The sequence below is a fragment of the Paenibacillus sp. J22FR5 genome, from assembly GCF_059691975.1.
Genome location: NZ_JCAUAN010000003.1, coordinates 173,663 through 200,385 on the forward strand (window position 1 = coordinate 173,663; position 26,723 = coordinate 200,385).

Below are 26,723 nucleotides of genomic sequence, written 5' to 3' on the forward strand. Positions count from 1 at the left end.
ACATATTTTAAAGGAGGAGTTTTATGAAAACGACAAAATGGGTTTCTACAGCAGTAGCATTAACGCTCATGGGTAGCGTGGCAGTTGGTTGTGCTAAAAAAGAGGATACAACACCAACAACATCACCAACTGGTGGAGCAACAGGAACTACGGCTCCAGCTTCCAACAAGCCTCAAGAAGTTAAAATCAATTTCTCAGCAGAGCCACCTGTTATGGATAGCTCCAAAGCAACAGCAAATGCTGCTTTTACTTTCATTAGCGCATTTAACGAAGGTCTATATCGTACAGATAAAGATGGCAAAGCAACTCCTGGTCTTGCAAAAGATTTCCCTAAAATTTCCGCTGATGGTCTTACTTATACAATCGACATTCGTGATAATGCGAATTGGTCGGATGGTACGCCAGTTAAAGCACAAGATTTCGCTTACTCCTTCAAACGTACATTGGATCCAGCTACAAAAGGGCAATATAGCTTCGTAGTAGCATGGATTAAAGGTGGAGAAGCTGTTACTAAAGCTAAAACTCCTGAAGATGTGAAAAAAGCTCAAGACGCTCTAGGTGTTAAGGTTCTTAGCGACAAACAACTTCAAATTACGCTTGAAAAACCAATCGCATTCTTTACGCAAATGCTTGCATTCGGAACTTTCTTGCCACAAAGAGAAGATTTCGTAACTAAAGCTGGCGATAAATATGGCGCTGAAGCTGATAAAGTTATCGGTGCTGGTCCGTTCATTTTGAGCAAATGGGATCATGGTCAAACACTTGAGCTTGTTAAAAACGAAAAATATTGGGATGCTGCAAATGTGAAATTAACAAAAGCAACTATCAATATCGTTAAAGATCCAAATACAGGCCTTAACCTATATGAAACAGATGCGGCTGATTTGACTGAAATCAACCGTGATCAACTTACTTTGTACAAAGGTAAACCGGACAACCTACCTAAACCAGAGTTGACGAACTCCTACTTGATGTACCAAGTGAAAAAACAACCAGCACTTGCGAATAAAAAAATTCGTCAAGCACTTGGTATGGCAATCGACCGTCAAGCTTATGTAGATACAGTTCTTGCTAACGGTTCTGTAGCTTCCACGGGTCTAGTACCAGGCGGTACTTCTGATGGTGCTGGCGGCGAATTCCGTAAAACGGCTGGCGACACACAACCGAAATTCGATGCAGCTAAAGCGAAACAATTGCTTACTGAAGGTTTGGCTGAGCTTGGATTAAAAGAGCTTCCAAAAATGAAAGTGAACGCGGATGATACTGAAACTGCGAAAAAATCACTTGAGTTTATCCTTGCACAATGGAAAACAAATCTTGGTTACGTAGCTGAAGCGAACCCAGTTCCTCACGCATTGCGTATCGAGCTTTCCTCCAAACATGATTTCGACATCGCTCTTTCCCTATGGGGCGCAGATTACAACGATCCAATGACGTTCTTGGATATGTGGGTAACTGGCGGCGAGTTTGATGAAGGCGACTACAGCAATCCAGAATACGATAAACTTGTGAAATCCGCACAAACAGAAACAGATACAACAAAACGTGCGAAATCCTTGGTTGAAGCTGAAAAAATCCTTATGGATGATCAAGGTGTAGCTCCATTGTACTTCCGTACTCGTGCATACTTGAAGAAACCAACAATCAATGGATTAATTCTTCCGTCGTTCGGTCAAGAGTGGGAATTGAAATGGGTTACAGTTAAGTAATTCTTTAAAGTAGTTTAAAGCAGAAGGGGCCGTTCGCACCTCGTGGGAGCGGCCCCTTCTAACTTTCTTGTCTGTATATATTAATAAAGGAGGAGCAATATGGTTAAGTTCATTCTTCGCCGGTTCCTATATGCGCTTATTACGTTATGGCTAATCGCAACATTTACTTTCGTCTTGATGAAAAACTTGCCAGGTAATCCACTAGGAGAAGGCGCTGAGAAGATTCCGAAAGCTACGAGAGATATGTTGATGAAGCAATACGGTCTGGATAAGCCATTGTGGCAACAGTACTTGACATTCATGAACAACATCATCCATGGCGATCTAGGAGCTTCCTTTCAATTTCCTGCTCACAAAGTAACGGATATTATCAAACAAGCATTCCCTTCATCTTTAGAACTTGGATTGATTTCAATTGCAATTGCTATCGTAGTTGGTTTGACTTTAGGGATTATTGCAGCTTTGAAACATAATAAAGCTGGGGATTATACAGCTATGTTTATCGCGATTCTAGGTGTTTCCATCCCTTCATTCGTTCTCGGACCAATGCTTTCTTATTATGTTGGAGTGAAGTGGGGGATTCTTCCTGCTGGTTTGTGGAAAGGACCGAGTTACAAGGTATTACCAGCTATTGCTTTATCGTTCGGAACTATAGCTATTTTGGCGCGTTTAATGCGTACATCCATGCTTGATGTATTGAATCAAGATTATATTAAAACAGCGAAATCAAAAGGTTTGTCAACTTTGACTGTTGTAGTTAAGCATACAATTCGTAATGCGATATTACCGGTTATCACAATCATCGGTCCAATATTTGTAAACGTCATCACAGGTACGTTAGTTGTTGAACAAATTTTTAGTGTACCAGGTTTGGGTAAACATTTTGTGTCATCCGTATATTCGAATGACTATACCATGATATCTGGATTGACTATTTTTTACTCAAGTATATTGATCGTCGTTATCTTTATTACTGACGTTGTCTATGGCTTAGTAGACCCTAGAATTCGTCTTGGGAAAGGCGGGAAATAATTCATGCAAACTCCAAATGAATCAACTGAGACTAACTACAAGTTTGCTCCCGTTTCAAATAAATCTCTAACTGGTGAAGTGATTGTTAGACCTTCGCTCAATTATTGGCAGGACGCATGGAGACGACTTAAGAAAAATAGACTGGCTATGGCTGGCTTAATTATATTGGTTACTTTAATCGTTCTTGCGATAATCGTTCCATTTGTTTCAAGCTACGATTATCAGACACAAAACTTAAAACTTAAAAATGCTGTTCCAAGCAGCTCGCACTTATTCGGTACGGATGATTTCGGCCGCGATATTTGGACGCGTGTATGGTGGGGCACTCGCATATCACTATTTATTGGTATTACAGCAGCTTTAATTGATTTGGTTGTAGGTGTTATTTATGGTGGGATTTCGGCTTACTACGGCGGAAAAGTTGATGAAGTGATGCAACGTTCCATCGAGATCGTGTATGCCATTCCATTCTTATTGATCGCGATTCTTTTGATCATGGTTATCGGCTCTGGGGTTTCATCGATTATTATCGCCTACAGTATCACGGGGTGGGTGCCGATGGCGCGTCTCGTGCGTGGACAAATGCTGACGCTCAAAGAGCAAGAATTCGTACTGGCTTCACGCACATTGGGAGCTTCTCCCATGAGAATAATTATGCGTAGCTTGATCCCTAATGCTCTTGGTATAATCATTGTACAGATCACATTTGTTGTGCCATCTGCGATCTTTACCGAAGCGTTCTTAAGCTTTATCGGTCTTGGTGTTAAGCCTCCGCTGGCATCGCTAGGAAACTTGCTGTCAGACGGTGCTAACTATATACGGTTATATCCGCATCGCCTTATTTTCCCGACGATTATTTTCAGCTTGATCTTGTTGAGCTTCAATCTTCTCGGCGATGGGCTTCGTGATGCGCTTGATCCAAAAATGCGCAAGTAAGAAGGGGTGAATAATGATGAGCACCAAAGACAATTTACTAGAAGTGAAAGATCTGCGAGTTTCATTCCAAACGTATGCGGGTGAAGTTCAAGCTGTTCGCGGCGTATCTTTTACTTTGAAAAAAGGTGAAGTGTTGGCGATTGTAGGTGAATCCGGCTGTGGCAAATCCGTAACGGCACAAACGCTCATGCGTTTAATTCCTACTCCGCCTAGCTATATAAAAAGCGGTACTATCATGTTTGACGGGAAAGTGGACATTACGAAGCTTTCCAACAGACAGATGGAGAAAATTCGCGGCTCAGAAATGGGTATGATTTTCCAGGATCCAATGACCTCTTTGAATCCAACAATGAAAATCGGCGATCAAATTACGGAAGGTTTGATCAAGCACGAAGGTTTGAATAAGAAGGCAGCAAATGAGAAAGCGATCGAAATTCTCAAACTTGTCGGGATCAACTCCCCTGAGGGTCGTATTCATCAATATCCACATGAACTCTCCGGTGGTATGCGTCAACGTGTTATGATCGCTATTGCTCTAGCTTGTTCACCAAAGCTCCTCATTGCGGATGAGCCTACAACAGCGCTAGATGTAACGATTCAAGCGCAAATTATTGATTTGATGAAGACGATCTCGGAGAAAACGGACTCTTCTATTATCTTAATTACGCATGATCTTGGTGTTGTCGCTGATATGGCGCAACGTGTTGTTGTTATGTATGCAGGGAAAATTATTGAACAAGGCACCGTAGATGAAATTTTCTATGAGCCGCAGCATCCATATACGTGGGGCTTGCTTCGTTCGGTGCCGCGGTTGGATACGAACAGTAATGAAGAGCTTATACCTATTCCGGGTACGCCGCCAGATTTGTTCGCTCCCCCAAAAGGGTGTGCATTCGCAGCTAGATGTCCTTATGCGATGAATCACTGTCTGGAAGAAGATCCAGCGCATTCTGTGTTGTCTGAGACACACTCTGCAGCTTGCTGGTTACTTCACCCTGATGCGCCGAAGGTTGAACGTCCTGTAGGAGTGGGAGGTAATCAACATGTCTAAGTCAGCTAACATGTCTAAGAATGAACAACCTATCTTGCAAATTCGCAATATGAAGAAGCATTTCAATCTTGGAAACGGCAAGATCTTGAAGGCCGTAGACAATTTTTCTATAGAAATTAAACGTGGTGAAACGTTTGGTCTCGTTGGGGAATCTGGTTGTGGGAAGTCCACAGCAGGTAGAACGATTATTAATCTTTATGACGCGACAGAAGGCGAAGTTATTTTCGACGGGGAAGATGTTCATAAGCTGACTGGGAAAAAGCTGAAGGAATTTAACCGGAATATGCAAATGGTATTCCAAGATCCTTACGCATCCCTGAACCCGCGTATGACAGTTGGGAATATCATTGCCGAAGGTATTGATATTCATGGTCTATACAAAGGTGCTAAACGTAAAGAACGAGTGATGGAATTGCTTCGTGCTGTTGGTTTGAACGATGAGCATGCTAGTCGTTTCCCACACGAATTCTCCGGTGGTCAACGTCAACGTATTGGGATTGCCCGTGCGCTTGCGATTGAACCGAAATTCATCATTGCCGATGAGCCGATTTCCGCATTGGACGTTTCCGTACAAGCTCAGGTCGTGAATCTTTTCAAAAGATTACAAAAAGAAATGGGTTTAACCTACTTGTTTATCGCGCATGATTTGGCGATGGTTAAGCACATCTCCGATCGCATCGGGGTTATGTATTTGGGGAACCTCGTAGAGGTAACAACGTCCGACGCGCTTTACGCGAAGCCGTTACATCCTTACACACAATCACTTCTTTCTGCAATTCCGATTCCGGATCCAGAAGTTGAACGTACGCGTGAACGTATCATTCTTCAAGGTGATGTACCTAGTCCGCTCAACCCGCCAAGTGGTTGTCCGTTCCGTACACGTTGTCCGCAGGCGATGGCGAAGTGTGCAGACTCCATGCCGCCTAGCAAAGAAGTGGAACCAAATCACTTTGTTGCTTGTCATTTATATTAAAAAGTTCAGCCGTCCCGAAAGGGGCGGCTTTTCGGCATTAAGCTGCCATCTATATAATTGTAATTATAAATAATACAGTTTTGACGATTAACGGGCTTCCGTGTACAATTAAGGATAGTTGTTTTATTTGTCATGAAGAGGAGACACTAGTCGCATATGCAAATGGAAACTTTTCATTGGAAGAAAAATCAGAAATTGGCGGAAGATTATATAGCGGGCACGGATGCGGCGAAGCCGTTGTTTTCGTACCATTTCAAGCAGGAGAAAGACTGGAAAGCACGAGTCCAATGGTTAGAAGAGGCGAGTGATGCTCCTCACGTCCAACGTGAGAGTCTTGTACGGGTGCTAGAGGCCTATAATAAGCGCGTAGGGAATACTGGAGCTGCTCTGGCGAATGTTGCTGCATTAGGCGATAAACAGACGCTAGCGGTCGTAGGTGGTCAACAAGCAGGGTTATTTGGCGGACAATTGATGATTCTTTATAAAGCAATTACGATTATCCAGTTGGCGCGAGAATGGAGTTCCAAATTACAGCGTGCGGTCGTTCCGATCTTTTGGATTGCCGGTGAGGATCACGATTTCGATGAAGTCAATCATGTCCATGTTCTCTCCAATACGCAGCACATTGAGAAGTTGAAAGTGGAGCATCCTACTGGACTGCGGACGTCCGTAAGTCGCCTTCCTCTGTCCCCAGAAGCGTGGGAGGAAGCATTAATTAAGTTGGACCAATCGTTGATGGATACCGAATTCAAAGCATCCTTACTGGAGAAAATGCGCGCTGCTACTGAGAATGGCGCGACGCTCTCAGACGCTTTTGCGCGTTGGATGGCGATGCTGTTCGGTGAATATGGACTTGTGCTGATTGATTCCGATGAGTCTGATCTTCGTGCCTTAGAGACTTCTATGTTCGAGGCGATCATTGATCAAAATATTCCGTTTGCCTCATCCCTGATGAGAAGTCAGTCTGAAGTCAGCCAAGCGGGTTATGGCATTCAAGCAGAGATCCATGAGGATGCTGCGAATTTATTTGTTTTTGCGGATGGGGGCCGGTTGTTACTTCACCGTGAGGGCGAACATTTTGCAGATAAGAAAAATACCGTTCGCTATACGAAGGCAGAGCTTCGCGATAAAGCGATAACCACGCCTGAACAGTTAAGTAACAATGTTATGTCTAGGCCGCTCATGCAGGAATTTCTTTTTCCCGTTCTGGCGACAGTTCTGGGTCCTGGAGAAATTGCGTACTGGGCGTTAACCAAGCAAGCGTTTGAGCATTTCCAAATGCGCATGCCAATCGTGGTGCCACGTATGGAGTTTACCTTGATTGAAGGTACAATTAAGAAGCAGATGGATAAATACGACCTTTCGTTGACGGATGTTTTGGAACGATTTGATGAGAAGAAACAAGCGTGGTTGGATGCACAGGATACGTTACAGCTCCATGACCGATTTCAAGCCGTAAAAGAGTTGTTCCTCAGTAGCTACGGTCCGCTTGTAGAGTCGCTCAGTTCAATTAATCCTGGCGTTAAAAAGCTTGGAGATACGAATCTTACTAAAATCGTAGAACAGATTGATTATTTACATCATAAAGCCAGTGAAGCTTCCCATACGCAATTCGACGCAGCCATCCGTCAATTGGAACGTATTCGACTCACGATATTTCCGTTAGCTAAGCCGCAGGAAAGAGTGTATAATGGGTGTGCTTATCTGAATCGTTATGGGAATGCTTGGCTACATACTTTACTTGAGACGCCGATAACCGTAGATGGCTTGCACCGTATCTATTATTTGTAGGAGGAACGAAGATGACAACTGTGACAAAAAGTATCGTAACTGACATGGCGTTAGCGCCAGATGGCCATTTGAAAATTGATTGGGTCCAGGCGCACATGCCTGTTCTAAACAGAATCCGTGAACAATTTGAGAAGGAACAACCTTTTAAAGGTTTGAAAGTAACAATTTCCTTGCACTTAGAAGCCAAAACTGCTTATCTAGCGAAGGTTGTTAAAGCGGGTGGTGCGGAAGTTACGATTACAGGTAGTAACCCGCTTTCCACGCAAGATGATGTTTGTGCAGCGCTAGTTGAAGATGGCATTACTGTATTTGCGAAATACAACCCAACGCCAGAAGAGTACAAAGAACTTCTTATTAAATCATTGGAATCCAAACCAGATCTAATCATTGACGACGGTGGCGACTTAGTGTCATTACTTCATTCCGAACGTAAAGATTTGGCTGTGAATGTTCGCGGTGGCGCAGAAGAAACAACAACAGGCATTCTTCGCTTGAAAGCGATGGAAAAAGAAGGGAAGCTTGGGTTCCCTATGGTTGCTGTGAATGACGCTTATTGCAAATACTTGTTTGACAATCGGTATGGCACAGGCCAATCCGTTTGGGACGGCATTAACCGTACGACGAATTTGGTTGTAGCGGGTAAAACAGTTGTTGTAGTGGGTTATGGCTGGTGTGGTAAAGGTGTGGCGATGCGTGCGAAAGGCTTGGGTGCCAACGTTATCGTAACTGAAATCGATGCGATTAAAGGTGTAGAAGCTTATATGGACGGCTTTGCTGTTATGCCTATGATCGAAGCCGCGAAGTTGGGCGATTTCTTCGTAACGGTAACTGGTAACCGCGATGTGATTCGTGGTGAACATTACAAAGTAATGAAAGATGGCGCTATTCTTTCAAATGCAGGTCACTTTGATGTTGAAGTGAACAAACCTGAGCTAGAAGCGATGTCTTCTTCTAAGCGTACGGTTCGACGTAATATTGAAGAATACCAATTGAATGATGGGCGTAAAGTTTACATCCTTGCTGAAGGCCGTTTAGTAAATCTTGCTGCTGGCGATGGTCATCCGGCTGAAATTATGGATATGACGTTTGCGCTGCAAGCGATGTCCTTGAAGCATGTGAATGATGCTTACCAATCCTTAGGTAAAACTGTAGTAAACGTTCCATATGTACTTGATGAGCAAGTTGCTCGCTTCAAGCTTGAGTCTCTAGGTACAAGCGTAGATGCGCTATCTGACGAGCAAAAGGCTTACCTCGATAGCTGGGATGAGCACTAGGCGATAATGAAAATGATGTCCTTCGGTCCATATTGTGGGCTGAAGGGCATTTTTTTTATTTGAAAAGGAGAGCCGCATCTTGCAACTTTCATGAACGAGTTTCCGTTTGGAGGGTGTATATCCTAAAAATGGAAAATGGAGGCATGGTAAAATGGGGGGTAAGACAAAGGTTGGCTTATCGGTACTACTTGTGTTGTGTTTGCTAATGGTAGGGTTGCTAGCGGGGTGCAGTTCATCATCATCGAAAGATGAGAAAGCTTCATCTTCAGGGGCGAATACTGCAACTAGCAGTGAAAAGTTGAAAGTGCAGTCTTCTGTCGCGACTACAGATCAGTTTGCAACCGGCAAAGAAACGAAAGCCAGTGATGCTGCGGTTCCTGCCGCCAAGGCGGAGGCGGTGACTTCCAAACTAGATGAGAATAAACAAGTACCTAGTAATGTGTTACCGGCAAGCGGGAACGATCAGGATGCAGGGTTTAACCGAAAACTCATCTACCGTGCCAATTTGGTAATGCCTGTAGAAGACTACGCGAAAGCCCAGACGGCTTTGCGAGACCTGGTTGCACTAAGCGGGGCCTATATTTTGCAGTTCTCTGAGAGTGCCAATACTGGTGAAAAGGGCGGCACGTACACGATTAAAGTCGCAGCGAACGGCTTTGTATCCATGCTGGACGGCCTAGAAAAGATAAGTCCTTCCTTACAACGCAATGTGCAAGGGCAGGATGTGACGGAAGAATATGTGGATCTAAGTTCCCGTCTAACCGCCAAACAACTGGTTGAAACAAGATTGCTTAGCTTTATGGATAAGGCTTCGAAGACTGATGATCTGCTTGCATTCTCCAATGAGCTAGCCAAGGTGCAAGAGGCCATTGAGCAAATTAAGGGGAGAATGCGGTACTTGGATCAAAATGTTTCGTACTCTACGATTGAACTTCGAATGTATCAACAAACGGGTAAAAAGCCGTTGCTGTCTGACCCTAATGAACTAACTTTAGCTGAACGAGTTGAAAAGGCATGGGGCTCAAGCCTGAATGTGTTGGTCGCGGTTTTGCAAGGCGTACTTGTTTTTCTAGCTGCCGCGGTACCTGTTTTGGTGCTTTTACTCCTCATTGCCATTCCGATCTGGGTATACAGGCGTAAACGAAACTCGCAATTAAAAGAACTACGATTACAATTGAAAGAGCAAAATCCATCTGAAAACGCACTTGAAGCTACAGAACAAGGAACAAAAGGCACAGAATAGACCCAAAAAATGAAATAAATTTAATTAATCCTGCTAACTAAGCAGGATTTCTTTTATTTTTAGCGAATATTGATTCAAATGTGGTGAAAAGTGGTACAAAGTGGAGGGAAAGGGGGCGCAATGCTATGTTTATGGGCGAATATCAACATAGCATTGACGAGAAAGGCCGAATGATTATCCCGGCTAAATTTCGTGAAGCCCTTGGCGAAGCTTTTGTCATCACCCGTGGTTTGGATCAGTGTTTGTTTGTATACCCGCAATCAGAATGGTTAATCCTCGAGCAGAAGCTGAAAGCATTGCCATTAATGAAGTCAGATGCACGTGCCTTTACCCGGTTTTTCTTCTCTGGTGCAACAGAGTGTGAGCTTGATAAACAAGGAAGGGCAAACATTCCGGGAAATCTTGTTGATCATGCGAAGCTTACGAAAGATTGTGTTGTTATTGGTGTTTCTAATCGTGTGGAGATTTGGAGCAAGCAAGTTTGGGAAAGCTATGCCAATGAGTCTGAACAGTCATTCAATGAAATTGCAGAGAAGCTGGTCGATTTTAATTTTGATTTATAGAAGATATCGTAGTAAGTTTTGCCAAGGCAAAACTAAGACTATGCTTACGAAGTCAGTTTTGCCAAGGCAAAACCTTTAGGAGGACAACGAGTGTTTCATCATGTGACTGTACTTAAAGAGGAATCTGTAGAAGGTTTATATATAAAACCAGATGGCGTTTACGTGGATTGTACAATGGGAGGCGCGGGACATAGCTCGCTTATTGCTTCAAAGTTAGGTCCAGAAGGGTTGCTCATTGCCCTTGATCAAGACGATATAGCATTAGCAAACGCTCAAACCGTATTAGCTCCTTATTTAGATCGCGTAGCGATTATCAAAAGCAACTTCAGAGATATAGAGCTTGTGCTCCGTGGAGTACCCAAAGCAATGCGAGATGGCAAACCACAAGTAGATGGCATTTTGTTTGATCTAGGTGTCTCTTCACCTCAGCTGGATGATGGAGATCGCGGGTTTAGCTACAATCAGGATGCAGAACTCGACATGAGAATGGATCGTGATACGTCATTAACGGCCAAAACGATCGTCAATGAATGGCCGGCTGACCAAATTGCGCGAATTTTGTTTGAATATGGCGAAGAAAAGTTTTCGAGACGTATTGCTGGTGTGATCGTTGAAGCGCGGACCAAGAAACCGATTGAAACAACTGGCGAGCTCGTTGAGTTGATCAAAGAGGGGATTCCAGCAGCAGCGAGACGGACTGGTGGTCACCCGGCTAAACGGAGCTTCCAGGCGTTACGGATCGCCGTGAATGACGAGCTAGGGGCGTTTGAAGAAGCGCTTAAACAGTCTCTACGCTGTCTAGCACCTCAAGGGCGCATTGCGGTCATCACATTCCATTCGTTGGAAGATCGCATCTGTAAGCAATTTTTCGTGAAAAATGTGGAGAAATGTACGTGCCCACCGGCCTTTCCAATGTGTGTTTGCTCCAAAGCGGGAGATTTAAAACTCGTTACGCGCAAACCTATTCTACCTAGTGAACATGAATTAGAAGTTAATCAACGAGCTAGATCCGCTAAATTAAGAATTGCAGAAAAGCTTTGACCAAGGGAGGAATAAGCGATGTCATCATATATTCAAGGCAATTTGGCACTTGATCCGAAACGCAAACCGAATCCACAACAGCGTGTAAAGATAAAAGAAACAACCAAGGTTGTTTATCGGAATTCCTCATTGCCTGCACAAGAAAAAATGCTATATTTATTTACAGTTGTTCTTTGTGTTATTGTTGCTGGTGTGATCATTTGGCGGTTTGCCGCGATCTATCAGATGAATGCGAATATTTTGAAAATGCAAGGCGAGATTCGTGAAATTCAAGCACAGAACAGCGCGCTCAAGCAAGAAGTAGAGAAGCTGCAAAGCCCAGATCGTTTAAAAGAGGAAGCTGTCCGTCTCGGGTTTAATTTACAAGATGAGAAGCAAGGGAATGTCGTAGCGCAAACGACGACAACTACGAAATCGAAGTCTAGTACAACTAGTGTTGCTGCAACGAGTAGCAAAAATACGAAATCAGCTTCTAAACCGTAACAGGCAGGCAGGTACTCATATGACAAAAAAAATTAAGCTGCGTTCTTTGCTAATCGGAGGGTTCTTTACCCTTCTTTTTGTTGTCCTCATGGTCAAAGTCTATTGGATTCAAGTCGTAGAAGCTTCTTGGTTGCTAGAGAAGGCCGAGAAAAGATGGGAGACAGACAAAGTCTTAACCCCTGTGCGTGGTTCTATCTTGGATCGTAATGATAAGGTGCTGGCGGTAGAGTCAACGGCTTATACGATAGCGCTAAATCCGAAAGTGATCGATGCTTTGCACATTGCCGAGGACGTGACCCAAGGGTTAGCGGATATTCTGAAGGATTCCGAGGCTTCCCGTGCGGAGCTTGTGAATAAGATTCGCGAACGAGCAACGAAGAAGAACCTAGATGGTACAGACTTCGCTGCGAACGTAGAAGTTCGGAACGAAGGGTGGAAGATTGAAAAGGAGAAGGCGGATCAAGTCCGTACGCTCATTTCCAATTTACAAACCAAACTAAAGTTGAGTACCAAAGCAAGTGTCGGTATTTCCATTCTTGAAGATAAGAAGAGATACTATCCAGGTGAATCCTTGGCATCCCATATCCTGGGGTATACGAATAAAGAAGGTGAAGCGGCGCTGGGGCTGGAGCTGAAATTAAACGATACGCTGAAGGGTGTTCCCGGCATGCTTAGCTACGAAAAGGATGGCAAAGGCGTTGAGCTTCCAGATGCCAAAGTCAACTTTAAGCCTGCAGAAGACGGAAATAATGTCCGCCTCACGATTGACAAAAATATTCAATTTTACTTAGAGAGCGCTTTAGCTAAAGTGAATGACAAATGGCACCCGAAAAGCTTGACAGCTATCGCGGTTGATCCGAAAACGATGGAAATTTTAGGGATGGCGAATACGCCGACCTTTAACCCTAACTCCTATTGGACGATTAATGATCAAAGCGATTTTAAGAATGGCGCCATTTCTTCTCGCTATGAACCGGGCTCTACCTTTAAGTTAGTTACCCTTGCAGGAACCGTGGAAGAGGGTTTATTTAATCCGAATGAAACCTATCAATCAGGTTCGATTAAAGTATCAGACCGCGTACTTCATGACCATAATCTCGTCGGGTGGGGGAAAATAACCTTCCTAGAAGGACTTAAACGGTCTAGTAATGTTGCTTTTGTGAAGCTAGGCATCGAGAAGCTAACACCTCAAAAGCTGAGTGATTTTATTACGAAGTTTGGCTTTGATCAGAAAACAAACATTGACATGCCGGGCGAGGTTTCAGGTCTTATTGATATGAAATATCCATCTGAGTACGCAACAGCGACGTATGGTCAGGGGAAAGTCGTAGTTACGGCGATTCAACAAACGGCGGCATACGCTGCAATTGCGAACGGCGGCAAATTGATGTGGCCACACATTGTCAAAGATATTGTTGATCCGAAAACGGGTAAAGTAATTACAGCCTATGAACCACAGGTGGTTAGACAGGTTGTAAGCCCGCAAACCGCTGCGCAAGTGAGCAGCTACTTAGAACAGGTCGTATCTGACCAAGAGATTGGGACAGGTAAACTTGCCTTTATGGAGGATTACCGTGTAGCTGGCAAAACGGGAACCGCCAACATCGTACTTCCAGGAGAAAAAACGTATTCACCTGATACGTGGGTAATCTCGTTTATTGGCTATGCGCCTGTAGAAGATCCGCGGATTCTAATTACACTGATCGCGGATCAGCCCGATTTGGGCGGGAACTATCACTTGGGTGGACAAGTACTTGCGCCAGCATTTAAAGAAATCGTAGGCGAGTCCTTGCAGTACATGGGTGTGGCATCGAGTAAGAAACCAAAAACGGTTACTAAAGAAGCGAATAAGCTTAATGTGCCTAATTTTATGGATGTTTCATCAAATGGCGCGAAAGGAACGGCCAAAGATATCGGGTTGTCTCTCGAAGTATTTGGGAAAGGCGAGAAGGTTGTTGATCAATTCCCGAAGGCAGGAACTCAAATTTTGTCAACGCAGCGCATCTACGTTGCCATGCAGCCTGTCGAGGAAATGCCGCTTCCTAACCTAGTTGGAAGATCACTGAGAGATGCCGTTGAGGCGTGCTCCTTCTTCAAGGTCGAATGTCAAACATCCGGTGAAGGATATGTCTCAGAGCAATCTGCTGCAGATGAAGGTCGCGGGGTAACCCTCCAACTTAAACCACTAGGTGATAAGTCAGATGGGTCGGCAGCTTCAACGCCTGTTCCATCTTCATCTAGTTCACCAACGCCAACACCAAAGTCAACACCGACACCAACGTCAACACCTAACTCCAAAACGGATACGAAACGAGCAGCCTCAAATAAACAATGATCGTAAACAGCTTGTTCTAACCCCTGTTTGTCCCGAATAGTCATGTTAGGAATGAACATGACAATAGTGGGAAGGGAGACTGAACGTTCATGCGGGCTTCTAACGTTACCGTTCGTCGCAGATTATTTACGGCGTTAATCATTGGAACTGTCATCTTTACAGCACTAATCATACGCTTAGCTTATGTCCAGCTTTGGATTGGACAAGACCTAGCAGAAAAAGCCGAGGACAGCTGGCGAAGAGAAATCGCGTTTGCGCCCAAGCGAGGCGAGATTCAAGATCGCAATGGGTTGACTTTGACTTATAGTATGAGTACTCCCACGATTATTGCCATACCTGTACAAATTCAAGATGCTCATGGTACAGCTGCCAAGCTTGCGGAAGTACTAGAAGGCAATGAAGATGATATTTACAAACAAATTACCAAAAAAACGTCGCAAAATAATATAAGACCCTCTGGTCGTAAAATTTCGATTGAAAAGGCACAAGAGGTTCGGAAGCTGCAATTGCCAGGCATTGTCGTAGCGGAGGATAATAAACGCTATTATCCTTATGGGGCTTTAGCTGCACATATTCTTGGCTTCGCAGGGATCGATAAGGGCCTGACAGGCATTGAGTCGAAATATAATTCGCAATTAACTGGCATTGCGGGCAGTATTTCGTATATGACGGATGCGGCTGGCCGGACCTTAGAAGGAACTACGGATACGTACACCCCGCCTAAAGATGGTCTTAATGTGAAGTTGACCATTGACAGTCATCTGCAATCCGTGATGGAACGTGCGCTAGATCAAGCGATGGTGCAATATCAAGCACAGAATGTCATTGCCATCATGATGGATCCGAATACCGGTGAGATCTTGTCGATGGGCAGTCGTCCTACATATGATCCAAGTAAATATATGGAGTCTCCGGCTGAAACCTATAACCGGAATTTACCAATATGGAAAACGTACGAGCCTGGTTCAACGTTCAAGATCATTACGTTAGCCGCAGCGCTCGAAGAAAAGAAAGTTGATTTAAAAAATGAGCAGTTTTATGATCCTGGCTCCATTGAGGTTGGCGGCGCTCGGCTGCGCTGTTGGAAACGTGGTGGTCATGGCAGTGAAACGATGCTGCAAGTTGTTCAAAACTCCTGTAACCCTGGTTTCGTCGTCATGGGTCAACGTTTAGGCAAAGAGAAATTATTTGACTATATTTCCCGATTTGGCTTTGGTAAAAAGACAGGGATTGATCTTGGCGGGGAAGAGAACGGGATTATGTTCAAACCATCCCAAGTAGGTCCAGTGGAGCTGGCAACGACAGCTTTTGGTCAAGGGGTGTCTGTTACGCCAATCCAACAAATTACAGCAGTTTCCGCAGCGATTAACGGTGGCAAGCTGTTTAAACCTTTCGTCGCGAAATCCTTTTCCAATCCGGATACAGGTGAAGTCGTCGATGTTGTCGAGCCGGAACTGGTGCGAAATGTGATTTCAGAGGATACGTCCAGACAAGTTCGCGAAGCGCTGGAGAGTGTAGTAGCGAAGGGGACAGGACGTAATGCTTTTATTGATGGCTATCGGGTCGGCGGGAAAACAGGAACTGCACAGAAAGTCATTAATGGACGTTATTCACCGGATGAACATATCGTTTCCTTTATTGGCTTCGCGCCAGCGGATAATCCCAAAATTGTTGTCTATGCCGCAGTGGATGACCCGAAAGGAATCCAATTCGGGGGTCTGATTGCAGCTCCGCTCGTCAGAGATATCATGGCGGATGCCCTACGGTACATGAAAGTAGAACCCGACAAAAATCAACTGGACAAAGAATACCGATATGGGGAAATTCCAGTAGTTGAAGTTCCGGACTTGGTTGGAGCGTCAGTTGATGATATATTAGAAGACCTGAACATGAATTTTAGGCTTGCGAAGTCAGGGAATGGCAAATATGTGATCTCACAAGCGCCTAAAGCGGGTTCACGGGTGGATCAAGGCTCAACGATTCGAATTTTCTTATCGGATGTTGATCCGGAAAAGTAGAAATGAAAAAAAGATTTAAGAATAAGACATGTTTAGCTTTTCTACTTGCATAAAATTGTCCATAATAGATAGGGAATTTGAAATAAACGGCTACGCCGTCCTGAAAGGGACTAGAGCGTTTATCTAAAAATTAAGCCGAATTATCAAGTGAAACATATACGTTCTTATATTTCAAGGAAGAGAGGGTTGCTTATGAAACTGCAGGAGCTTGCTTCCGCACTGCTCATTACCCATATACACGGCGATACAGACACGGAGATCTCGGGAATTGAGGCAGACTCTCGTAAAATTAAACCTGGAGATTTGTTTCTATGCATCCCTGGATTGACAGCTGATGGTCACGACTATGCCCCCAAAGCGATTGCGCTCGGGGCTTCTGCGCTTGTTACAGAACGAGTGCTGGACCTTCCTGTCCCGCAGCTCGTAGTGAAAGATGCCAGATTTGCTATGGCTGCACTGTCTGCTCATTTCTACGGGTATCCTAGCAAAGAGATGAAGATCATCGGGATTACAGGGACGAATGGTAAAACGACCTCCACGTACTTACTGGAAAGAATCATCGCTGATCAAGGCTATTTGACGGGCTTAATGGGAAATATCCATATTAAAATTGGTGACCAATACATAGAAAATAAAGCAACGAATACGCAAGAAGCACTGGAGCTTCAACGTATTTTAAGGAAAATGTCTGATAGTGGAACTCAGTATTGTATTATGGAGGTTTCCTCGCATGGCTTAGACATGGGAAGGGTCAAAGGGATCCAGTTTCGATCAGGCATTTTTACAAATCTAACGCAGGATCATTTGGATTATCACAAAACGATGGATGCCTATGCAGCCGCGAAAGGATTGTTATTTTCTCGTCTAGGAAACGGCTTTTCGGCTGATTCCGATGCTCGCCAATATGCCATTCTTAACGCCGATGATGAGGCTTCACAGACTTTTCAGAGACTGACAGCTGCGCAAGTCGTTACTTATGGTATTGAAAATGAGTGCGATGTACGGGCTACTGATATACGCATGACTGGAACCGGGACGGAATTTCAGCTGAAATCATTCGCAGGAGAAGCGTTCTTCCGTATGCAATTAGTTGGCAAATTCAATGTGTATAATGCCCTTGGCGCCATAGCAGCTGCATTGGCAGAAGGATTCTCATTGGACGCGATTCGCACTAGCCTTGAAAGTATAACTGTCGTTGACGGCAGAATGGAAGTTGTGAACGAGGGTCAAGATTACTTGGTTTTGGTTGACTATGCACATACGCCTGATGGGTTGGAGAATGCGCTGTCCACAGTTAGCGAATTTGCCGAAGGTAAGGTCATTACCGTATTTGGCTGTGGTGGGGATCGCGACAAAACGAAGCGTCCACTAATGGGGAAGGTTGCTGCGCAATACAGCGACTTCTTATATGTGACCTCTGATAATCCGCGAACAGAGAATCCGGAAGCGATTCTTGCCGATATCGAGCCTGGTCTCAAAGAAGTTCATTACCCAGAAAAGCAGTATGTTTTGCTGGCAGATCGTAAAAAAGCGATACAAAAGGCTATTGAAGGGGCAGGCCCTAAAGATGTAATATTGATAGCGGGAAAAGGCCACGAAACGTATCAGGATATCATGGGGGTTAAACATGATTTCGACGATCGTTTGGTGGCTAAGGCCGCGATAAGGGGGAGAACACAGTGATTCAGCGCACATTAGGTCAAGTAGCAATGATGCTCCGCAGCGAGGTGTCAAGTGCTCAAGGTGACATTTCGATAAAAGGGGTTTCTACGGATACGCGATCGATTCAGGCTGGCAGTCTGTTTATCCCGCTTATTGGAGAAAATTTCGATGGTCACCACTATGCGGAAGATGCTTATCATAAAGGGGCAGCGGCTATACTCTGGCAAAAGGATCACGGTCCAGTGCCTAGTGGTATTCCTTTCATCCTTGTCGAAGATACGCTTACCGCGCTTCAAGGATTGGCGAAAGCCTATCGCAAAGAGCTCCCTGTACGAATTATCGGCATTACAGGAAGTAATGGGAAGACGACGACCAAAGATTTGGTTGCGGCTGTCTTGGGGAGCACCTATGAGGTTCATAAAACCAAGGGAAATCTGAACAATCATATCGGATTGCCGCTAACGTTACTGCTTCTTGAAGAAACGACGCAATTTGCTGTCGTTGAGATGGGGATGAGCGGACGCGGCGAAATTGCCTTATTGTCCGAAATTGCCGAGCCAGAAGCTGCCATTATCACCATGATCGGTGAATCGCATATGCTCCAGTTGGGCTCAAGGGATGAGATTGCCCGGGCGAAAGCGGAGATTGTTACAGGTATGCCTGAGGGGAGTTTGATCATTTATAACGGGGATGAGCCGTTAATTGAACAAGTACTGGGCGAATTGGACTTACCGGTCGGCTTACGTCGAATCCGTTTCGGTCATAGTCAGAACAATGATCGTTATCCAACGGATATCCGCATGGATGCGGAGGGGGCGTACTTCACGATCCATTCACCGGAATATCCGGAATTGTTTATTCCCTTACTCGGTACGCATAACGTCGTTAATGCGCTTGCAGCCATCGCCGTCGGCGAGGCCTTCGGCGTCTCGCCTGAAGGCATTGCAGCGGGGCTTCGCGCGCTGCAGATGACAAGCATGCGCATCGAGAAGCTCACGGCAGCCTCTGGGCTGACCGTGCTTAACGATGCGTATAACGCTAGCCCCGCCTCGATGCGGGCGGCGATTGCCTTGACCGAGCAGCTGAGCGGCTTCGGTCGGAAGTTCCTCGTGCTCGGCGACATGCTGGAGCTTGGCGAGCACGAAGAGCAGTTCCATCGCGGCATTGGCGCGATGCTGTCTCCCGAACGTGTAGACTACGTCTTCACGTTCGGCCGGCTTGGCCGCTTCATCGCGGATGAAGCGACGAAAGCCTTCCCGGAGGCGCATGTGCGTGCCTATGAGGATAAGGCGCAGCTCGCGGAGGAGCTCGCCGCCATCGCACGAGGCGAGGATCTTGTGCTCGTGAAGGGCTCGCGGGGGATGCGGCTTGAGCAGGTTGTACAAAGCTTATTAGCCTAGTAAGAGTTATGGAATTAGGCATATGAAATAGAGTGACGGAAATGAGCAGGGGGAACCAACGTGGAAAACGCAGTTTTATTAACAATGGGTGTGGCATTTGTGCTTGCGCTAATCATGGGGCCGTTATGTATACCTATTTTACGACGCATGAAATTTGGGCAACAAATTCGCGAAGATGGCCCTCAGGGTCATCTCAAAAAACAAGGAACACCAACGATGGGCGGCGTTATTATTTTACTCGCGCTTTCCTTGGCTACGCTTCGTTTTGCGGATAAAAATACAGATTTACTCATTCTTTTATTAGCTTCATTAGGATATGGACTTGTTGGCTTCTTAGATGACTATATCAAAATTATTTTTAAGCGATCCTTAGGTCTTACAGCGAAGCAAAAGCTGTTTGGTCAATTATTGATTTCAGCCATTGTCTGTTATTTACTTATTATGCAAGGACACAGTACAGATATTTACGTGCCGTTTGTTTCCTACCACATCAATGCAGGGTGGCTGTATTTCCCGCTGATGGCGATCTTAATGCTAGGCGCATCGAATGCTGTTAACTTTACAGACGGCTTGGACGGCTTGTTAGCAGGGACAAGTGCGATTGCTTTCGGTGCCTACACGATTATTGCTATGAATAATACGCAGCCGGAGGCGGCGATATTCTCAGCAGCTATGGTCGGTGCGGTACTCGGATTTCTCGTCTTCAATGCTCACCCTGCCAAAGTCTTCATGGGAGACACAGGCTCCCTAGGAATCGGCGGTGGACTTGTCGCTGTTGCCATTTTGACGAAATCAGAGCTCCTGCTAGCTATTATTGGCGGCGTATTTTTAATTGAAATTTTATCCGTCGTCATCCAAGTCGTTTCCTTCAAAACTAGAAAAAAACGTGTGTTCAAAATGAGTCCGATCCATCATCACTTTGAATTAGTTGGCTGGTCCGAATGGCGAGTTGTAATTACTTTCTGGGTCGTAGGTCTCGTGCTTGCCGTGCTCGGATTATATATGAATGAGGTGTTGTAGAACATGAAGCATCCGCGGGAATATCGTGGACTTGAAGTGGTTGTACTTGGCTTGGCTCGCAGCGGTGTCGCTGCAGCTAAGCTTTTTCATCAAAAAGGAGCTCTCGTCACTGTCAACGACAAAAAGGAACGAAGCGCGTGCCCTGAAGCCGACGAATTGGAGGCTCTGGGTATTTCTGTTGTATGTGGGTTTCATCCAGAGTCCCTCGTGCATGATGGGGTTGCACTCGTTGTCAAAAACCCAGGCATTCCTTACTCCATAGAGCCTATTCGTAAAGCTGAAGAACTGGGCATTGAGGTTGTGACCGAAGTTGAGGTCGCGTATCAATTTTGTGAAGCTCCGATCATCGGGATCACGGGCTCCAATGGTAAAACGACGACGACGACGCTTATCGGCTTAATGCTGGATGCGGCTGGCTTGAAGCCCGTTGTTGCAGGAAATATCGGTCGTGCACTTACTGAAGCGACTCCCGAAGTGACAGCTGAGAATTGGATGGTCGTGGAATTGAGCTCTTTTCAGTTAAAAGGGACCACCTCTTTCCGCCCGACAATTGGCCTTCTGTTGAATCTATATGAAACTCATTTAGATTATCATGGCTCCATGGAGGACTATATCTCCTCTAAGGCCAAACTTTTTGACAATCAAACCGAAGCCGATACCGCGATTTTGAACTGGGATGACGAAGTTTGCCAACGTCTCATACCGAGTCTGAAGGCAAAACAGTTCCCTTTTTCGATGAAAGAAAAGCTTGATTTTGGTGTGTATCTGGATGATGAAACAGACTGCCTTGTTTACGCAAATGGTCAGGATGACATTCAAATAATTTTGCCTGCTGCTGAAATGGGAATCCCAGGCAGCTTTAACGTGGAGAACGCTTTAGCAGCCGCTGCAGCGGCCATTACGGTTGGGGTTGACCTCGCAGCTATCGCAGGTGTGTTGAGAAGTTTCCAAGGCGTAGAGCACCGTCTGGAGCTTGTGAGAGAGCTGGATGGCGTAACCTTTTATAATAACTCCAAAGCAACGAATGCAGCCGCATCTGTGAAGTCCATTGAAGCATTTAATCAACCAATTGTTTTGATCGCAGGAGGCTTGGATCGTGGTTCAGACTACATGGAACTGTTACCAACCTTCCGTGAACGCATCAAAGGAATTGTAACTTTAGGTCAAACAAGAGAAAAAATCATGCATATTGCCGAATTGGCAGGGATTAGCAAGGTCCAAACCGTCGATACTGCTAAAGATGCAGCGGACGCGGTCTCACAAGCCGTTCAGCTTGCCTGGCAAATGAGTGAGCAGGGGGATATTGTTCTGCTTTCACCTGCTTGTGCGAGTTGGGATATGTTTCCATCCTATGAGGACAGAGGACGCATGTTTAAGGAGTCCGTGCATAACCTTTAAGTAGGGCTTATCCACTTTAATGGACTAGTAGATTAACTGACCCTTGTCAATTAATTCCTCATTAGATGGATGCCCACAACTGACAAAGAGGTGTCTGTAATGGGTAAAGCACGCTCCGCTCCTGACATTTGGATTATTATTCCGACCTTGCTGCTTTTGACAATTGGCATTATTATGGTCTACAGTGCTAGTAGTGTTCTTGCGTTTCGTGAATTTGGCGATTCCTTTTATTATTTAAAAAGACAATTAATTTTCGCAGTCCTGGGCATTGTTGCGATGTTTTTCACGATGAATGTGGATTATTTGGTATGGAAACGATTTGGGAAAATTGCTCTGTTTATTTGCTTTGGATTGCTGGTTATCGTATTGATTCCTGGTATCGGGGTTATTCGCGGCGGCGCGCGTAGCTGGTTAGGTATCGGGGCTTTCGGGATTCAACCTTCTGAGTTCATGAAAATCGGGATGATTCTCTATCTTTCTAAGCTGCTATCCGAAAATCAATCCAAGATTACGCTGTTGACCAAAGGTTTAATGCCACCTCTTGGTATAATGGGCTTAGCGTTCGGATTGATCATGCTCCAGCCGGATTTGGGAACAGGTGTTGTTCTCGTTGGAGCTTCCCTCTTGATTATCTATACCGCAGGTGCGAGATTGCTTCATCTCTCTTATCTAGGTATGATAGGGGGTGCTGGTTTTATAGGACTGGTTATCGCTGCGCCTTATCGCTTGAAACGGATTACTGCCTTCCTAGACCCGTGGCAGGATCCGCTCGGTGCGGGATATCAATCCATTCAATCGTTGTATGCGATTGGACCAGGAGGTCTTGTCGGGCTTGGATTAGGGATGAGCCGGCAGAAGTATAGCTACTTACCGGAACCGCAAACAGACTTTATTTTTTCTATCATCGCTGAAGAACTTGGTTTTATCGGAGGCACACTGGTTTTGCTGCTCTTCACCATCTTAGTATGGCGAGGGATGCGCGCAGCAATCACGGCACCAGATACGTTTGCTAGCTTAATTGCGGTCGGCATTATCGGCATGATCGCGGTTCAAGTCATTATTAATATTGGCGTTGTCATTGGGATGTTCCCAGTAACCGGCATTACGCTGCCATTCATAAGTGCAGGAGGCTCTTCGTTGACGCTCATGCTGACATCTGTTGGCATCCTGCTTAATATATCCCGCTATTCGAGGTGACAGGGGAATGAAAACGATTGTTTTTACCGGAGGTGGCTCTGCAGGCCATGTTACGCCAAATCTAGCGCTGATGCATAAGCTGAAGCAACTCGGTTGGGAAATTACATACATAGGCTCGGCTACTGGTATTGAAAAAGATATTATTGAGCGGGAAGGGGTTCCTTTTTACCCGATCTCATCAGGGAAACTACGACGTTATTTTGATCTCAAAAATATAAAAGATCCGTTCAAAGTCATGAAAGGTGTTTATGAATCCTATCGATTACTTAAACGCTTGAAGCCCGCCATCGTCTTTTCGAAAGGCGGGTTCGTTTCCGTTCCGGTCGTTCTTGGGAGTCGTCTGAACAACATACCCGTTATTATTCATGAATCTGATATGACCCCAGGACTGGCCAATAAAATTTCAATCCCTTTTGCAACGAAAGTATGTGTAACGTTTCCAGAGTCCCTATCGCATATAACGGGTGGAAAGTCTGTTCTTACTGGCTTGCCCATCCGTGAACATATTAACAGTGGGAAAGCCTCACGCGCCCTTCAGCTATGTGATTTTCATTCACAGAAACCCGTTATTTTAGTTATAGGTGGCAGCTTGGGCTCTCAAGTGCTTAATCAGGCTGTAAGAGCTAACTTGGATCGTTTACTAGCTCAGTTTCAAATTGTACATCTGTGCGGCAAAGGAAATGTGTCTGCAGAGCATCTTCATACCCGGGGTTACAAACAATTCGAGTACTTGAACGAGGAGCTGCCAGACGTCATGGCGATGACCGATCTTGTCATTTCTCGAGCAGGGGCAACGTCGATTTTCGAATTTCTAGGCTTAGAAAAGCCAATGCTGTTAATCCCGCTTTCCCGTCAAGCAAGTCGGGGAGATCAGATTCTGAATGCAGCGTCTTTCCAGAAGGCTGGTTATGCCGATGTGATTCAAGAAGAGGATCTAACTGTTGAAGGACTTGCTGAACATGTCGAGAAGCTATACGCGAACCGTGAGACTTACAAGGCATCGATGCAATCGCGTAAAGAAAGCGACGCTGTCGCTGCCATTGTGAAACTGATTGAAACGCATAGTAAATCATTTTGATTTTGTTAAAGGGTATAGGCGATTGTCACACTCTATCCGATTTTACATAAACTACACTATAACCGTGACAGACACCTAAGGCTTCATAAGTGTTCAAGGAACGAAGACCGGCCAACTTCGTTAAGCTCCTTATGAATGAAATGTAGGAACTCCCATCTGTTAGTCCTTACATTTCGCCCTACGTTCTGTGAAGGAGGTTTTCCCATGCAGAAGTTAATAGCCGACTTACAGGCATCAAATATTGGCGAGATAAGAACGAATGAACGACTGGCTCCTTATACCACTTGGAAAATCGGCGGTCCGGCTGATTGCCTGATTATTCCTCACTCCAAAGAGCAGGTAGCTGCTGCCATCAAGTTTCTCCATGAACGTGGCGAACCTTGGACTGTAATCGGTCGAGGCTCTAACTTGCTGATTCGAGATAAAGGGATTCGAGGCGTCGTCATTAAGCTAGGTCAGACGTTAGATACACTTCGCTTTGAGGGCGCGAGGGTCTTCGCTGGAGGTTCCTATTCGTTCATTAAATTGTCCGTACTAGCAGCCAGAGAAGGTTTGACCGGACTGGAGTTTGCTTCAGGCATTCCCGGTTCAGTGGGAGGCGCCGTCTACATGAATGCAGGGGCTCATGGGTCCGATGTGTCACGCATACTCAAGCAGGCTGAAGTTATCCTGGATACAGGGGAATTGGTCGTCATGCAGGCAGAAGATTTACAATATGCTTATCGACATTCTATTTTGCACGCACTGCCTGGCATTGTTACAGAGGCTGTTTTTGAATTGCAGGCAGGAGATCGCAATGAAATCGCGGGGGCTATGGCGGCTTACCGGGATCGGCGTCTCCGCACGCAACCGCTACAATTAGCTTGCGCAGGAAGCGTATTTCGCAACCCCGAAGGGGGATTCGCAGCTAAGCTCATCGAAGAAGCAGGCCTGAAAGGCAAACGTGTCGGTGGAGCAGAAATCTCGATGCTTCACGCCAATTTCATTGTTAATACTGGAGATGCTACAGCCGAGGACGTTCTCACACTTATCAACGAAGTACAGCAGATCGTAGAGAGAGTCTACGGCATCAAGCTAGTACCTGAGGTTCTGGTAATGGGTGAGAGGTAAATCGGAGGTGGAATTTTGGAGAAGCTCGTTATCGAAGGTGGAAGACCTCTTACGGGAGCCATCCAGATACACGGCGCGAAAAACGCCGCATTACCAATTTTAGCTGCCTGCCTACTTGCTAGTGGCACGCATACTTTGCACAATGTTCCGAAACTGCTCGATATCGACACCATGCTGTGCATTCTTCGTGCACTGGGCTGTCGAGCTGAGCAGCAAGGAGATACGGTAACCGTCACAACATCCACAGTTCAATCCTCCCACATCCCCGAAGAATTGATGGGTCAGATGCGTTCTTCCATCTTTCTTATGGGTCCACTACTCGCTAGATTCGGCACCGTCACCGTGTATCAACCGGGTGGCTGTGCAATTGGCGAACGTAAAATCGATTTGCACCTCAAAGGATTGCAGGCTCTTGGAGCCGAAATTGAAGAATTCGCCAATAGGATCGTATGTACCTCAGATACACTGCAAGGTAATGAAATCTTCCTGGACTTTCCAAGTGTAGGAGCCACAGAGAATATTATGATGGCCGCAGTGAAAGCGGAAGGTACCACCACCATTTATAATGCAGCCCGTGAACCGGAAATACAGGATTTGCAAAATTTCTTGAACACGATGGGTGCTGACATTATCGGGGCAGGGACAGATACCATTACGATTCGTGGGGTTAAAACGCTCTCACCTTGCACATATCGGATTATTCCGGATCGCATTGTTGCAGGTACATTTCTTGTCGCTGCTGCAGCAACGAAAGGGAATATTACCTTGGAAGGTGTGAACCCTGCTCATTTAACCTCGGTCATCCATGTGCTTAAGCGTGCAGGTGTTCAAATCATCGCAGACGGTGATATAATACATGTAAGCTGCAAGGCAAGACCGAAGGCAGTTGAACGTATCGTGACTTCACCGCATCCTTCTTTCCCTACGGATTTACAATCACAAGTCATGGTACTTTTATCTCTAGCAGATGGTTTAAGTGTGATGAAAGAAACGATATTTGAAGGTAGATTTAAGCATGTGGATGAACTGTCCCGTATGGGTGCAGATATCCGCGTAGATATGAATTCAGCCTTTATCCGCGGCGTACCGAGGTTATATGGGGCTACGGTTGAAGCGACTGATTTGCGAGCTGGTGCTGCTCTTGTTATCGCCGGTCTAGCTGCGCATGGCACGACGATCGTTGAACAAATTCATCACATCGATAGAGGGTATGATAGGATAGAACATATGCTAGTCAGACTAGGGGCTTCTGTACTTCGTCAAGCTCCGGTGCCCAGTGAATAAGATCTTGTGTGACAATCGCGTATCCCTTCCTGCGAGCAGGAGGGGATTCACGGTTTTCATTTCTATGGAAATAAGAATTTATATGTTTCACTCGGTAATTAAGCTATATTTCTTGATAAACGCAA

General features: G+C 45.4%; 21 protein-coding genes. All 21 read left to right on the forward strand.

Translation table 11 applies throughout. The features are described from left to right. The first annotated feature begins 23 nt into the window (after window positions 1-23). Window positions 24-1,709 carry a peptide ABC transporter substrate-binding protein gene (locus tag AC58P7_RS07050; RefSeq protein ID WP_497341214.1) on the forward strand — a complete coding sequence of 562 codons (1,686 nt, stop codon included), beginning with the start codon at window positions 24-26 and terminating at the stop codon, window positions 1,707-1,709. A 99-nt stretch (window positions 1,710-1,808) separates the two neighbouring features. Then, window positions 1,809-2,741, forward strand: a complete 933-nt coding sequence (locus AC58P7_RS07055) for an ABC transporter permease (protein ID WP_497341216.1) — start codon at window positions 1,809-1,811, stop codon at window positions 2,739-2,741. A 3-nt stretch (window positions 2,742-2,744) separates the two neighbouring features. Then, window positions 2,745-3,677 carry an ABC transporter permease gene (locus AC58P7_RS07060; RefSeq protein ID WP_497341218.1) on the forward strand — a complete coding sequence of 311 codons (933 nt, stop codon included), beginning with the start codon at window positions 2,745-2,747 and terminating at the stop codon, window positions 3,675-3,677. Between the two features lie 16 nt (window positions 3,678-3,693). Further along, complete coding sequence (locus AC58P7_RS07065; RefSeq protein WP_497341220.1) at window positions 3,694-4,728, forward strand: ABC transporter ATP-binding protein; 1,035 nt, start codon at window positions 3,694-3,696, stop codon at window positions 4,726-4,728. Further along, window positions 4,721-5,701 (forward strand): ABC transporter ATP-binding protein, encoded by a 981-nt coding sequence (locus AC58P7_RS07070; RefSeq protein WP_497341222.1) that lies wholly within the window; start codon window positions 4,721-4,723, stop codon window positions 5,699-5,701. The genes AC58P7_RS07065 and AC58P7_RS07070 overlap by 8 nt, the downstream gene beginning before the upstream one ends. Window positions 5,702-5,857: 156 nt before the next feature. Then, window positions 5,858-7,492: a bacillithiol biosynthesis cysteine-adding enzyme BshC gene (bshC, locus tag AC58P7_RS07075; protein WP_497341224.1), complete on the forward strand. Its 1,635-nt coding sequence runs from the start codon at window positions 5,858-5,860 to the stop codon at window positions 7,490-7,492. Between the two features lie 11 nt (window positions 7,493-7,503). Then, complete coding sequence (locus AC58P7_RS07080) at window positions 7,504-8,766, forward strand: adenosylhomocysteinase (protein ID WP_497341226.1); 1,263 nt, start codon at window positions 7,504-7,506, stop codon at window positions 8,764-8,766. A gap of 151 nt (window positions 8,767-8,917) precedes the next feature. Next, window positions 8,918-10,009 (forward strand): DUF4349 domain-containing protein, encoded by a 1,092-nt coding sequence (locus AC58P7_RS07085; RefSeq protein ID WP_497341228.1) that lies wholly within the window; start codon window positions 8,918-8,920, stop codon window positions 10,007-10,009. A gap of 125 nt (window positions 10,010-10,134) precedes the next feature. Next, a complete protein-coding gene (mraZ, locus tag AC58P7_RS07090) occupies window positions 10,135-10,572 on the forward strand; it encodes a division/cell wall cluster transcriptional repressor MraZ (protein WP_497341230.1) in 438 nt (145 codons plus the stop codon). A gap of 90 nt (window positions 10,573-10,662) precedes the next feature. Further along, entirely contained in the window at window positions 10,663-11,613 is a 951-nt protein-coding gene (gene rsmH / locus AC58P7_RS07095; RefSeq protein ID WP_497341232.1) for a 16S rRNA (cytosine(1402)-N(4))-methyltransferase RsmH, read from the forward strand. Between the two features lie 18 nt (window positions 11,614-11,631). After that, on the forward strand, window positions 11,632-12,096 hold the full coding sequence (gene ftsL2, locus AC58P7_RS07100) for a cell division protein FtsL (protein WP_497341234.1): 465 nt from the start codon (window positions 11,632-11,634) through the stop codon (window positions 12,094-12,096). A 19-nt stretch (window positions 12,097-12,115) separates the two neighbouring features. After that, window positions 12,116-14,431: a penicillin-binding transpeptidase domain-containing protein gene (locus AC58P7_RS07105; RefSeq protein ID WP_497341236.1), complete on the forward strand. Its 2,316-nt coding sequence runs from the start codon at window positions 12,116-12,118 to the stop codon at window positions 14,429-14,431. A gap of 89 nt (window positions 14,432-14,520) precedes the next feature. Then, on the forward strand, window positions 14,521-16,449 hold the full coding sequence (locus AC58P7_RS07110; protein WP_497341238.1) for a stage V sporulation protein D: 1,929 nt from the start codon (window positions 14,521-14,523) through the stop codon (window positions 16,447-16,449). A 192-nt stretch (window positions 16,450-16,641) separates the two neighbouring features. After that, window positions 16,642-18,132, forward strand: a complete 1,491-nt coding sequence (locus AC58P7_RS07115; protein ID WP_497341240.1) for a UDP-N-acetylmuramoyl-L-alanyl-D-glutamate--2,6-diaminopimelate ligase — start codon at window positions 16,642-16,644, stop codon at window positions 18,130-18,132. Beyond that, window positions 18,129-19,511 carry a UDP-N-acetylmuramoyl-tripeptide--D-alanyl-D-alanine ligase gene (locus AC58P7_RS07120; RefSeq protein WP_497341242.1) on the forward strand — a complete coding sequence of 461 codons (1,383 nt, stop codon included), beginning with the start codon at window positions 18,129-18,131 and terminating at the stop codon, window positions 19,509-19,511. The genes AC58P7_RS07115 and AC58P7_RS07120 overlap by 4 nt, the downstream gene beginning before the upstream one ends. An 84-nt stretch (window positions 19,512-19,595) precedes the next feature. Then, window positions 19,596-20,531, forward strand: coding sequence for a phospho-N-acetylmuramoyl-pentapeptide-transferase (mraY, locus tag AC58P7_RS07125; protein ID WP_497341560.1), 936 nt, complete (start codon window positions 19,596-19,598; stop codon window positions 20,529-20,531). A 3-nt stretch (window positions 20,532-20,534) separates the two neighbouring features. Continuing rightward, entirely contained in the window at window positions 20,535-21,929 is a 1,395-nt protein-coding gene (gene murD, locus AC58P7_RS07130) for a UDP-N-acetylmuramoyl-L-alanine--D-glutamate ligase (protein ID WP_497341244.1), read from the forward strand. A gap of 99 nt (window positions 21,930-22,028) precedes the next feature. Continuing rightward, entirely contained in the window at window positions 22,029-23,126 is a 1,098-nt protein-coding gene (gene spoVE / locus AC58P7_RS07135) for a stage V sporulation protein E (RefSeq protein ID WP_497341246.1), read from the forward strand. 7 nt (window positions 23,127-23,133) lie between these two features. Continuing rightward, window positions 23,134-24,204: an undecaprenyldiphospho-muramoylpentapeptide beta-N-acetylglucosaminyltransferase gene (gene murG / locus AC58P7_RS07140; RefSeq protein WP_497341248.1), complete on the forward strand. Its 1,071-nt coding sequence runs from the start codon at window positions 23,134-23,136 to the stop codon at window positions 24,202-24,204. 204 nt (window positions 24,205-24,408) lie between these two features. Next, entirely contained in the window at window positions 24,409-25,314 is a 906-nt protein-coding gene (gene murB, locus AC58P7_RS07145; RefSeq protein ID WP_497341249.1) for a UDP-N-acetylmuramate dehydrogenase, read from the forward strand. A gap of 15 nt (window positions 25,315-25,329) precedes the next feature. Then, a complete protein-coding gene (murA, locus tag AC58P7_RS07150) occupies window positions 25,330-26,598 on the forward strand; it encodes a UDP-N-acetylglucosamine 1-carboxyvinyltransferase (RefSeq protein ID WP_497341251.1) in 1,269 nt (422 codons plus the stop codon). Window positions 26,599-26,723: the final 125 nt, after the last annotated feature.